We start from the raw sequence: 11,896 nt of genomic DNA, 5'->3' as shown, positions 1-11,896 counted from the left end.
TGGCCGGCTTGCCGGCGCGTTTGCACACCTGACTGATTTGCCCCTCACACCACGAGGCACCCCATGATCCGCGAAGAATTCCTGCGCCTGGCCGCTGACGGCTACAACCGCATTCCGTTGGCCTGCGAAACCCTGGCCGACTTCGACACCCCGCTGTCGATCTACCTGAAACTGGCCGACCAGCCAAACTCCTACCTGCTCGAATCGGTGCAGGGTGGCGAGAAATGGGGCCGTTACTCGATCATCGGCCTGCCGTGCCGCACCGTGCTGCGGGTGCACGACCATCACGTGAGCATCACCGTCGATGGCGTCGAGACCGAAAGCCATGACGTCGAAGACCCGCTGGCTTTCGTCGAAACCTTCAAGGCCCGCTACAACGTGCCGACCATCGCCGGTCTGCCGCGTTTCAACGGTGGCCTGGTCGGTTACTTCGGTTATGACTGTGTGCGTTATGTCGAGAAGCGTCTGGGCAAATGCCCGAACCCGGACCCACTGGGCGTGCCGGACATTCTGCTGATGGTTTCCGATGCAGTGGTGGTGTTCGACAACCTCGCCGGCAAGATGCACGCGATTGTCCTCGCCGATCCGGCGCAAGCCGATGCTTACGAGCAAGGCCAGGCGCAATTGCAGGCACTGCTGGAGAAACTGCGCCAGCCGATCACCCCGCGCCGTGGCCTGGATTTCAGCAAGCAACAAGCGGCTGATCCGGTGTTCCGCTCCAGTTTCACCCAGAGCGACTACGAAAAAGCCGTCGACACCATCAAGGAATACATCCTCGCGGGCGATTGCATGCAGGTCGTGCCGTCGCAGCGCATGTCGATCGACTTCAAGGCGGCGCCGATCGATCTGTATCGTGCCCTGCGTTGCTTCAACCCGACGCCGTACATGTACTTCTTCAACTTCGGCGACTTCCACGTCGTCGGCAGTTCGCCGGAAGTGCTGGTGCGGGTCGAAGACAATTTGATCACCGTGCGCCCGATTGCCGGCACTCGTCCACGCGGAGCCACCGAAGAGGCGGATCTGGCGCTGGAAGAGGATCTGCTGTCGGACGACAAGGAGATCGCCGAGCACTTGATGCTGATCGATCTGGGTCGTAACGACACTGGCCGGGTTTCGGAAATCGGTTCGGTGAAGCTCACCGAGAAAATGGTCATCGAGCGTTATTCCAACGTGATGCACATCGTCTCCAACGTCACCGGCCAGTTGAAGGCCGGGCTGACCGCGATGGACGCGCTGCGGGCGATTCTGCCGGCAGGCACCTTGTCCGGCGCGCCGAAGATCCGTGCGATGGAAATCATCGACGAACTGGAGCCGGTCAAGCGTGGCGTATATGGCGGTGCGGTCGGTTACTTCGCCTGGAACGGCAACATGGACACCGCGATTGCGATTCGTACCGCGGTGATCAAAAACGGCGAACTGCACGTGCAGGCCGGTGGCGGTATTGTTGCCGACTCGGTGCCGGCGCTGGAATGGGAAGAAACCCTGAACAAACGCCGCGCGATGTTCCGCGCCGTGGCCCTGGCTGAGCAGACTCCGGAAAGCTGAGTCCACACAATCCCCCTGTGGGAGCGGGCTTGCTCGCGAATACGGGCTGGCATTCAAAATGGATGTCGGCTGATACACCGCTTTCGCGAGCAAGCCCGCTCCCACATTGTGTTGTGATCAGCCATAAAAAAACGCGGCGCCTGTCAGGGCGCCGCGTTTTTTATGCCAGCAGATCAGAAATCGAGACTGACCCCCACGTTCACCCCCTGCTGGGTAAAGTCATCATCCTTGCGCACGTTGTAGCTGGCGCGCAACGCCAGATCCTGCGTGAGCTTGTGGCTCACACCCAGGTTCAGGCGATTGAGGTTGGTCTGCGGCTCGTAGCCTTCGAGCGTGAAACGGTTGCCCGGCAAGCTGTTGAGGTTGATGGTCAGATCCTGGCGGTCGTCGTTGTACTCACGTTCGTGAGCGAACTCACCGAACACTTCAGTCTGCGCGGTGATCTGGTACTTGCCCTGGATACCCACGCCCAGACGCCGCGAGTTGCGCGACTGGTCATCGAAGGTCAGCGCTGTGGAATCCGCGCCTTTTTCCGAGTAACCATCGACTTCGGTCTTGCCGAAGTCGGCGCTGACGAACGGCGACAGGTGCCACGGGCTGCTGGCCTGCTGCGCGATGTCGTAGCCGAGGCGGCCGCTGATCGCCAGCACGTAACCGTCGGTATCGCCTTTCTCTCCGCGCTCGTTGACCCCAAGCTGGAATTTACGCTTGAGGCTGTCGTAGTCGAGTTTGCCGGCGGTCATCGCCAGATCGCCCCACCAGCGGTTTTGCTGATACTGGGCGAACGCGGTGCCCATGTAGGAGTTGAGTTTGTATTCCGAGTCGGCGTCGCCGGCTTCGAGTTTCTGGTTATAGAAACCTGCGGCCAAACCGACGCGCCAGGCTTCGTTGACGCGATAGCTGCCGCCGATGTTCAGGTTGTAGCCGTTGCCGTCGGCACTGGCGGCGCTGTGTTGGCCGTCGAAGTCCTGATGTTGACCGCCGCCGGCAACGATGGCGCGCCATTGGCCCACGGCTTGCCAGTTTTCCCAATCGGCCAGCCATTGATTGCGCAGTTCATCCTGATGCGCGCGCAACGAACCCTGGGCCATTTCCGGCAGCAGGGTCAGCTCCCAAGGGGCGGCGAGCAGCGAGTAGGCGTAGTCGGCAATCAAGCGCTGGCCGGCTTCGGTCGGGTGCACTGCGTCGTTGTAGATCAGCTTGGTCGGATCCGGCGTGGCGCTGTTGATGCCGTATCGGGCGTTCTCGGTGCAACTGTTGCCGCTGAAGCAGGTGGCCGTCAGGTTCTGGTCGGTCGCGAGGCCGAACTGCGCCGGGTTGGCGAACGCTTCTTTGAGCAGCACCGGGATGTTCAGCGGGATGATTTCGGCGTTGATGCCCTGCAACTGCTTGACCAGCTCGGTGTTGAACTGGGCGCTGAGCTGCGAGGTGAAACCCTGCAGCGGCGAGCCGTTGATGGCCGGGGTCAGGCCGATGTCCGGCAGCAGCCAGACCATGATGTATTTGGCGCCGGCGCCTTGCAGCGTGCGGGCGCTGTCGGCCAGGCGATCGGCTGCGGCGCTGGCCTGATCGAGACTGAGTACGCGGCCTTGAAGGAAATCGTTGCCGCCCCCCGACAGGTAATACAGCGCGTTCGGGTCGGCACGGAAGCCGTTCGACGGCAGGTAACCGCTGCGGGTGCGTTCGCCGGTGGCGGACTGGGTGGTGATCGAGTCGAGGATCTGGTCGGTACGGTAACCGCCCACCGCCCAGTTGTTGCCATCGGCCAGACCTTCACCGGCGCGCACGGCCGAGGACGAGGAGGCGGTCTGGTCGGGGTTGAAACCCAGTTTGCCGCCAATGATCTGGGTGGCGTTGAGGTCACGGTTTTCTCCGGTGCCGTCCTTGTACAGCGGGCCGGTGCGGTTGGTGTAGCGTTGCGTGGCGCCGGCCGGGCCGCCGCTGTCCTTGAAGGTCCCGGCATCGTTCAGGCTGTCGCCGAAGACGATGAAGTTGGAGTAGGGCGCGGGTGCTGCGTACGCCTGGGCGCAAGCCATGGCGAGCAGGCAACCGGCGAGCGGTACAAACAACGTCTGTTTGATCATGAGCAAGTCCGTTTATTTATTGTTGTAGGTGAACGAAACGACAGTACCAAAAACTCCCGGCGTTTTGCCATCGGTCGCGAAGCCTCCCTTAGTTTTGTCCCCCGTCAGCCCCGCCATATTGCACGCTCCGTCCAGCTAAGTTACTGTGCCGGAACGTATGAACGAGACCTTCCCCGTGTTGATCGTCAGCAAACTTCTGGATCAAGTCATCAAGGCACACGCCCGTTGGCGTTGGCGCGCCTGAATCTTTTCTGCCGGCCCGGCCGGATCTGTATCGCTTTGCCTTCCTTACCCGTTTGAAATGCCGCTGTGCCGACGCCACCTGCGCGTCCGACATCGTGCAGCGCCCTGCGGGCAAGTCATTCGAAGGCTGTCTTCAAGTCAGAATTCAAGAGGTTCGAAACGCCATGTTGCTGATGATCGACAACTACGACTCCTTTACTTACAACGTTGTGCAGTACCTCGGCGAGCTGGGTGCCGAGGTCAAAGTCGTGCGCAACGACGAACTGACCGTCGCCGAAATCGAAGCGCTCAACCCCGAGCGCATCGTGGTCTCGCCAGGCCCGTGCACGCCGACCGAAGCCGGCATTTCCATCGAAGCCATCAAGCATTTCGCCGGCAAATTGCCGATCCTCGGCGTCTGCCTCGGCCATCAATCGATTGGCCAAGCGTTCGGCGGCGATGTCGTGCGTGCCCGTCAGGTGATGCACGGTAAGACCAGCCCGGTATTCCATGAGGACAAGGGCGTTTTCGCCGGTCTGAATCATCCGCTGACGGTTACCCGCTACCACTCGCTGATCGTCAAGCACGATACTTTGCCCGAGTGCCTGGAGCTGACCGCGTGGACCCAGCACGACGACGGCTCGGTCGACGAAATCATGGGCCTGCGGCACAAGACCCTGAACATTGAGGGCGTGCAGTTCCACCCTGAGTCGATCCTGACCGAGCAGGGCCATGAACTGTTTGCCAACTTCCTCAAACAAACCGGCGGCACGCGCTAAGGACTTCCCATGAATATCAAGACAGCCCTGAGCCGTATCGTCGAACACCTCGACCTCAGCACCGAAGAAATGCGCGACGTGATGCGCGAAATCATGACCGGTCAATGCACCGAGGCGCAGATCGGCGCATTCATGATGGCCATGCGCATGAAGAGCGAGAGCATCGATGAAATCGTCGGCGCCGTTTCGGTGATGCGTGAGCTGGCCGATCAGGTCGAACTCAAGACCCTCGACGGCGTGGTCGATGTGGTCGGCACTGGCGGTGACGGTGCGAACATTTTCAACGTGTCGACGGCGTCCGCGTTTGTCGTCGCGGCAGCCGGTTGTACCGTGGCCAAGCACGGCAACCGCGCGGTATCGGGCAAGAGCGGCAGCGCCGACTTGCTCGAAGCAGCCGGCATCTACCTGAACCTGACGCCGGTACAGGTCGCCCGTTGCATCGACAACGTCGGCATCGGTTTCATGTTTGCCCAGACTCATCACAAAGCCATGAAGTACGCCGCTGGCCCGCGTCGCGATCTCGGCCTGCGTACGCTGTTCAACATGCTCGGCCCGCTTACGAATCCGGCCGGTGTCAAACATCAGGTGGTGGGCGTGTTTACGCCCGCGCTGTGCCGGCCATTGGCCGAAGTCTTGCAGCGCCTGGGCAGCAAGCACGTACTGGTGGTGCATTCGAAGGACGGTCTGGACGAGTTCAGTCTCGCCGCGCCGACCTTCGTCGCTGAACTGAAGAACAACGAAATCACCGAATATTGGGTCGAGCCGGAAGATCTGGGCATGAAGAGCCAGAGCCTGCACGGCCTCTCGGTCGAAGGCCCGGAAGCGTCGTTGGCGCTGATTCGCGATGCGCTGGGCAAGCGCAAGACCGAGAACGGCCAGAAAGCTGCCGAAATGATTGTGCTCAATGCCGGTGCGGCGCTGTACGCGGCTGACCTGGCGACCAGTCTCGAAGAAGGCGTGGCACTTGCGCACGATGCTCTGCACACCGGTCTTGCTCGGGAAAAACTCGAGGAGTTGGGTGCCTTTACCGCGGTATTCAAAGTGGAGAATGAGGGATGAGTGTACCGACGGTTCTGGAAAACATTCTGGCGCGCAAAGTCCAGGAAGTCGCCGAGCGTAGCGCTCGCGTCAGCCTGAGCGAGCTGGAAAGTCTGGCCAAGGCGGCCGATGCACCCCGTGGTTTTGCCCAGGCATTGCTGGCGCAGGCCAAGAAGAAGCAACCGGCGGTGATCGCCGAAATCAAAAAGGCTTCGCCGAGCAAAGGCGTGATCCGCGAGAACTTCGTGCCTGCCGACATTGCCAAGAGCTACGAGAAGGGCGGTGCGACCTGTCTGTCCGTACTGACTGATATCGACTACTTCCAGGGCGCCGATGCCTACCTGCAACAGGCCCGCGCCGCGTGCAAATTGCCGGTGATCCGCAAGGACTTCATGATCGATCCGTACCAGATCGTCGAAGCCCGCGCGCTGGGCGCCGACTGCGTGCTGTTGATCGTCTCCGCACTGGACGACGTGAAAATGGCTGAGCTGGCCTCGGTGGCCAAAGGCGTGGGTCTCGATGTGCTGGTGGAAGTGCACGATGGCGATGAGCTGGAACGCGCACTGAAAACCCTCGACACGCCGCTGGTCGGGGTCAACAACCGCAACCTGCACACCTTCGACGTCAGCCTGGAAACCACCCTCGACCTGCTGCCGCGCATCCCGCGCGACCGTATGGTGATTACCGAGAGCGGCATCCTCAACCGTGCCGATGTCGAGTTGATGGAAATCAGCGACGTTTATGCGTTCCTGGTGGGCGAAGCGTTCATGCGCGCGGAAAGCCCGGGCACCGAACTGCAGCGCCTGTTCTTCCCGGAGCGTGGCGTTCCGGTCAGTGGTTCGACTCTCGACTGATTGCCGTTAGACCGAGTCGACCCCTTCGCGAGCAAGCCCGCTCCCACATTTGGAATGCATTTCCCCCTGTGGGAGCGGGCTTGCTCGCGAAAGGGCCTTCAAATTTCCCGAAGATTTACGATCTGCCGGAGTTCTCCATGTCGCTGCCAACCCCCCTGACCATCGAAGCCGGCCTCAAGGCCGAGCAAGACCTGTTGGCCTCGATCTGCGCCGGCGACGCCGAATTCGGCCTGCTGTTCTGGCAACCGAGCGATTGCGCTCTGGTCATGCCGCGCCGGCTCAATCGTCTGCCCGGTTTTGACCACGCCTGTGAAGTCTCCGCTGCTGCCGGCTGGCCAGTCTTGCTGCGGGAAACCGGCGGTGAACCGGTCCCGCAATCCGCTTCAACCATCAACATCGCATTGGTTTACGCCCCGCCCCGCAGCGAGGGCGATCTGAACCGCATCGAAACCGGTTACCGGCGCCTGTGTGATCCGATCTGTGAATTGCTCGATGAGTTGGGTGGTGTGTCGTCGTTGGGCGAAATCGACGGCGCGTTCTGCGACGGTCGTTTCAACGTCAATCTCGACGGCCGCAAGATGGTCGGCACCGCTCAGCGCTGGCGCCAGAGTCAGGGCGGGCAGCGTCCGGTGGGGCTGGTGCACGGGGCGATGCTGATGGATAACGAGCGCGAGTCGATGGTTGCAGCGGTCAATCGCTTCAACGAGGCTTGCGGTCTGGAGCAGCGGGTGCGCGCCGAAAGCCACATCGCCCTGCATGAGAAGTTCGTCGCGCCAACGGCTTTGGCGCGTCTGGATGAGCTGTTTCGTCTGATGCTGGCGCAGGTCTACAGCGCCTGATTTTGTGCGCTTAGCGCGTGCCGAAGACCACCATGGTCTTGCCTTTCACATCGACCAGGTTGCGTTCTTCAAGATCCTTGAGCACGCGACCGACCATCTCCCGCGAACAACCGACAATCCGGCCGATTTCCTGACGGGTCACCTTGATCTGCATGCCGTCCGGGTGGGTCATCGCGTCGGGCTGCTTACACAGCTCCAGCAGGCAGCGGGCCACGCGACCGGTAACGTCGAAGAACGCCAGGTCGCCGACCTTGCGCGTGGTATTGCGCAGACGTTGGGCGATTTGTCCGCTGAGGACGTAAAGAATGTCTGGATCCTGCTGCGACAGTTCGCGGAACTTCACGTAGCTGATTTCGGCGATTTCGCATTCGACCTTGGCCCGCACCCATGCGCTGCGTTGCTGTTCCTGGCCTGCCTGTTCGAACAGACCCAGCTCGCCGAAGAAGTCCCCGGCGTTGAGGTAGGCGATGATCATTTCGCGGCCGTCGTCATCTTCGATCAAGATGGTGACCGAACCTTTGATGATGAAGTACAGCGTGTCCGAGCGATCGCCGGCGCAGATGATGTTGCTCTTGGCCGCATGGCGACGGCGCTGGCAATGCATCAACAGCTTGTCGAGGTTCTTGATTTTGGGTGTGGGGGTAATAGCAACCATGGTTGTATCCCGAAAAGACTGCACGGTGATGTTTGATTTTTTTATGAGGCGTTGAAGGCGGTCGCTACACAGGCTGACAATTGGCGCCAGCGAATTGGCGCCAGCTTACCAGACACTTCGTCGAAAATTCGAGAAATTACCTACGCAGCTGAGGCATCCGTCCTAGGAACGCCGGGCGCTGCCAGAGCAAAGGCCTGTGCTAAGCTGGCGACCCTTTTTTCTACAGTGGAGTCTTGGCGATGAAGGCACGCATCCAATGGGCTGGCGAAGCCATGTTCCTCGGCGAATCCGGTAGCGGACATGTTGTGGTCATGGACGGACCGCCGGACGCCGGTGGTCGTAATCTGGGTGTTCGCCCGATGGAAATGCTCCTGCTGGGCGTTGGCGGTTGCAGCAACTTCGACGTGGTCAGCATCCTGAAGAAGTCGCGTCAGGCGGTTGAAAGCTGCGAAGCGTTCCTCGAAGCCGAGCGCGCGACCGAAGATCCGAAGGTGTTCACCAAGATCCACATGCACTTCGTGGTCAAGGGCCGTGGCCTGAAAGAAGCCCAGGTCAAGCGCGCCATCGAACTGTCTGCCGAGAAGTATTGCTCGGCCTCGATCATGCTCGGCGCGGCCGGCGTGGCGATCACTCACGATTATGAAATCGTCGAGCTCGGTTGAATCGACATTCAACTATCATAAAAGCAGTGCAGACTCTGGCGATCCCTCGCTGACGTCTGCATAATGCGCCACTTTTTTCAGGGCAGTGATCGGTCAACCGACGGATCGTCCGCCTGAACAGATAACCAAAATCGCCATCGCGAAGAGGTGTTAACCGTCCTACGCAGGTGCGTTGTTCGCACTTGACGGGCATGCTTGATCACGCGGCTGCGCCGCATACATAGAGAGTTTTTAACGGTGAAAAGCAAACTCAAGCTCCACGGGTTCAATAACCTGACAAAGACCTTGAGCTTCAACATCTATGACATCTGCTACGCGGAAACCCCGCAAGACCAGCAGGCTTACGTCGAGTACATCAATCAAGAGTACAACGCCGAACGCCTGACGCAGATCCTCACGGAAGTTGTCGAAATCATTGGTGCCAACATTCTGAACATCGCGAGTCAGAACTATGAGCCTCAGGGTGCCAGCGTCACGATTCTGATCTCGGAAGAGCCGGTGACCCCGACTGACAGCCAGATCGAAGAGTCCCCGGGTCCATTGCCCGAAATCATCCTTGCCCACCTCGACAAGAGTCACATCACGGTGCATACCTATCCGGAAATCCATCCGGACGCCGGTATTGCGACGTTCCGTGTGGACATTGATGTGTCGACCTGTGGTGTCATTTCACCGCTTAAAGCACTCAACTTCCTCATTCACCAGTTCGATTCGGACATCGTGACTGTGGATTACCGTGTGCGCGGCTTCACCCGTGACGTTGAAGGCAACAAGCACTTCATCGACCACGAGATCAACTCGATCCAGAACTACCTTTCCGAAGACACTCGCGACGCGTACCAGATGACCGACGTGAACGTGTACCAGGAAAACCTGTTCCACACCAAAATGCTGCTGAAGAACTTCGAACTGGATAACTACCTGTTCGGCGACGCCACCAGCAACCTGTCCTCCGAGCAGCGTGCTCAGGTGACCGAGCGTGTGAAACACGAAATGCTGGAAATCTTCTACGCGCGCAACATGCCGGCGTAAGATTCCCGGGCACAAAAAAGGCGACTACCGTGCGGTAGTCGCCTTTTTTATTACCGAAACAGAACCCTGTGGGAGCGAGCTTGCTCGCGAAGGGGCCCTGCCAGACAACACTGAAGTCAGATCCTGTAGGTACTCTTGGTCATCACCTTCGCCAACAGACTCATCCCGAACTTCACCGGCGCCGGAAAACGGAAACCACCCGCATCCAGTGCACTCTCCGCATGATGCTCTTCATCAATGCGCATCTGTTCCAGAATCGCCCGGGACTTTTCGTCCTCGGCCGGCAATTGTTCCAGGTGCTCGTTCAAGTGTTTGCACACCTGATGCTCGGTGGCCGCGACGAAGCCAAGGCTGACCTTGTCACTGATCAGACCAGCTACAGCGCCGATGCCGAACGACATTCCATAGAACAGCGGATTGAGCACGCTGGTATGGCTGCCCAGTTGATGGATGCGCTGTTCGCACCACACCAGGTGATCGATTTCTTCTTCGGCGGCGTGCTCCATGGCAGCACGCACCTGCGGCAACTTGGCGGTCAGCGCCTGCCCCTGATACAGCGCCTGGGCGCAGACTTCACCGGTGTGGTTGATGCGCATCAGGCCGGCGACGTGGCGGGTGTCTTCATCGCTCATCTGCACATCCGGCTGCACGATGGCAGGCGACGGACGGTACGGCTGGCCGCTGAAAGGCAGCAGGGTCCGCATCGCGGCGTCGGCTTGCAGCAGAAGACGGTCAATCGGCGAGTAGTGACGTTGGGTAGTCATGCTGACCTCCGGGAAAAATCTCGACCGTCAGTTTAACCGAATCGGCCGGGGAAGGTTTGCGCTGGGTCATTTGCCACGCGGTCATGCTTTTGGTGGGAGCGGGCTTGCTCGCGAAGGCGTCGGCACCTTCAGAATATCAATGTCAGACACTCCGCTTTCGCGAGCAAGCCCGCTCCTACAGGGCGGATGCAGTGAATCAGCCCGGCGGCCAGTTCATCTGGCGCTGACCAAGTACGTGCATATGAATGTGATAGACGGTCTGCCCACCCTTCTCATTGCAGTTCATCACCACCCGGAAGCCTTCTTCGCAGCCCAGCTCCAGCGCCAGCCGCTGAGCAGTAAACAGAATGTGCCCGGCCAATGCCTTGTCGTCTTCGGTCAGGTCATTGAGGGTGCGCACCGGTTTCTTCGGGATGACCAGAAAATGCACCGGTGCCTGAGGGGCGATGTCGTGGAACGCCAGAACCTGGTCGTCCTCGTAGATGATCTTGGCCGGAATCTCCCGGTTGATGATCTTGGTGAACAGAGTATCCACTGCTGTTTTCTCCGTGGTGTGGGCTGGCCTGAGTGTACTCATGGGAAATGACCCCGCCCAGTGTTTTGCCGTAGGACAGTTCAGCGCGGGCAGTAAGCCTTGTTGACCATGCCGACGATAGTGCGATTGAGCCAGCGCGAACCAAGGCGCGGCAGGAAGGCGAACCAGCGGTTGCGCCGTCCCGGAATGATGATTGCGCGGTTTTTCTCCAGCGCACGCACGGTGTACAGCGCGACTTCCTCGGGACTCATCAGCAGCTTGCTGTCTTTGAGTTTGTCGTCGTTGAGCTGCGCGGTACGGAAAAACGCGGTGCGGGTCGGGCCGGGGCAGAGCACCGACACCTTGACCGCGCTCTGCTTGAGTTCAACCCGCAGGGCTTCGGAGAAGTGCAAGACGTAAGCCTTGCTGGCGTAGTAGGTGCTCATCCACGGACCGGGATTGAACGCCGCCACCGAGGCCACGTTGAGAATCTGCCCGCCGCCCTGCAGTGCCATGCTGTTGCCGATGGCGTGGCACAGGCGGGTAAGGGCGAGGATGTTCACTTCGATCAGGTCCTGCTCGGTCATCCAGTCCTGAGCCAGAAACGGGCCGCAGGTGCCGATGCCGGCGCAGTTGACCAACAGGTCGATCTGTCGATCGCCTTCTTCCAGCTCCAGCAGGAAACCGGACAGGCGCAACGGCTCGCCGAGGTCGCAGGCACGGAACAAGACTTCCACGCCAAAGCGCTGGGTCAGTTCGATCGCGATACTTTCCAGCTGATCACGCTGGCGGGCCACCAGAATCAGGCTGCGGCCGCGCCGGGCCAGCGCTTCGGCCATGGCCAGGCCGATGCCGCTGGAAGCGCCAGTGATCAGAGCGTAACGGGTCATGCAATTCTCCATCGCAAC

The 11,896-nt window shown here is 60.1% G+C and carries 12 protein-coding genes; 7 read left to right on the top strand and 5 right to left on the bottom strand.

Annotated elements, in window-relative coordinates; translation table 11 throughout:
* Positions 1-63 precede the first annotated feature (63 nt).
* The gene (trpE, locus tag ACOYXI_RS16500; RefSeq protein WP_461675060.1) at positions 64-1,545 is read left to right on the top strand and encodes an anthranilate synthase component I; all 1,482 of its coding nucleotides are present in this window, start codon (positions 64-66) and stop codon (positions 1,543-1,545) included.
* Positions 1,546-1,718: 173 nt separating this feature from the next.
* On the opposite strand, the gene estP is transcribed toward trpE, so the two are convergent.
* Positions 1,719-3,629 carry an esterase EstP gene (estP, locus tag ACOYXI_RS16495; protein WP_134787463.1) on the bottom strand — a complete coding sequence of 637 codons (1,911 nt, stop codon included), beginning with the start codon at positions 3,627-3,629 and terminating at the stop codon, positions 1,719-1,721.
* Between the two features lie 407 nt (positions 3,630-4,036).
* Between estP and ACOYXI_RS16490 the strand changes: the two genes are divergently transcribed.
* From ACOYXI_RS16490 to ACOYXI_RS16475, 4 genes are all read left to right on the top strand, one after another.
* On the top strand, positions 4,037-4,630 hold the full coding sequence (locus ACOYXI_RS16490) for an aminodeoxychorismate/anthranilate synthase component II (protein ID WP_047596412.1): 594 nt from the start codon (positions 4,037-4,039) through the stop codon (positions 4,628-4,630).
* A 9-nt stretch (positions 4,631-4,639) separates the two neighbouring features.
* Positions 4,640-5,689, top strand: coding sequence for an anthranilate phosphoribosyltransferase (trpD, locus tag ACOYXI_RS16485; protein ID WP_461675059.1), 1,050 nt, complete (start codon positions 4,640-4,642; stop codon positions 5,687-5,689).
* A complete protein-coding gene (gene trpC / locus ACOYXI_RS16480; protein WP_097089157.1) occupies positions 5,686-6,522 on the top strand; it encodes an indole-3-glycerol phosphate synthase TrpC in 837 nt (278 codons plus the stop codon). The genes trpD and trpC overlap by 4 nt, the downstream gene beginning before the upstream one ends.
* A gap of 137 nt (positions 6,523-6,659) precedes the next feature.
* On the top strand, positions 6,660-7,361 hold the full coding sequence (locus ACOYXI_RS16475) for a lipoate--protein ligase family protein (protein WP_098965890.1): 702 nt from the start codon (positions 6,660-6,662) through the stop codon (positions 7,359-7,361).
* Between the two features lie 10 nt (positions 7,362-7,371).
* Here the strand turns inward: ACOYXI_RS16475 and crp are convergent, their stop codons facing one another.
* Entirely contained in the window at positions 7,372-8,016 is a 645-nt protein-coding gene (crp, locus tag ACOYXI_RS16470) for a cAMP-activated global transcriptional regulator CRP (protein WP_007966430.1), read from the bottom strand.
* 239 nt (positions 8,017-8,255) lie between these two features.
* Here crp and ACOYXI_RS16465 point away from each other — a divergent pair, with 239 nt between their 5' ends.
* Together ACOYXI_RS16465 and speD are read left to right on the top strand one after the other, a co-directional pair.
* Positions 8,256-8,678, top strand: a complete 423-nt coding sequence (locus ACOYXI_RS16465; protein WP_003228794.1) for an OsmC family protein — start codon at positions 8,256-8,258, stop codon at positions 8,676-8,678.
* Between the two features lie 237 nt (positions 8,679-8,915).
* On the top strand, positions 8,916-9,710 hold the full coding sequence (speD, locus tag ACOYXI_RS16460) for an adenosylmethionine decarboxylase (RefSeq protein ID WP_027610737.1): 795 nt from the start codon (positions 8,916-8,918) through the stop codon (positions 9,708-9,710).
* Positions 9,711-9,826: 116 nt separating this feature from the next.
* Here the strand turns inward: speD and coq7 are convergent, their stop codons facing one another.
* From coq7 to ACOYXI_RS16445, 3 genes are all read right to left on the bottom strand, one after another.
* Positions 9,827-10,474: a 2-polyprenyl-3-methyl-6-methoxy-1,4-benzoquinone monooxygenase gene (gene coq7, locus ACOYXI_RS16455; protein WP_027610738.1), complete on the bottom strand. Its 648-nt coding sequence runs from the start codon at positions 10,472-10,474 to the stop codon at positions 9,827-9,829.
* 196 nt (positions 10,475-10,670) lie between these two features.
* The gene (locus ACOYXI_RS16450) at positions 10,671-11,009 is read right to left on the bottom strand and encodes a histidine triad nucleotide-binding protein (RefSeq protein ID WP_003228789.1); all 339 of its coding nucleotides are present in this window, start codon (positions 11,007-11,009) and stop codon (positions 10,671-10,673) included.
* Positions 11,010-11,089: 80 nt separating this feature from the next.
* Entirely contained in the window at positions 11,090-11,878 is a 789-nt protein-coding gene (locus tag ACOYXI_RS16445; protein ID WP_064589476.1) for an SDR family NAD(P)-dependent oxidoreductase, read from the bottom strand.
* Positions 11,879-11,896: the final 18 nt, after the last annotated feature.

It is taken from the genome of Pseudomonas sp. G3-19 (genome assembly GCF_054855875.1).
This window is presented reverse-complemented; position numbering and strand designations above follow the sequence as displayed.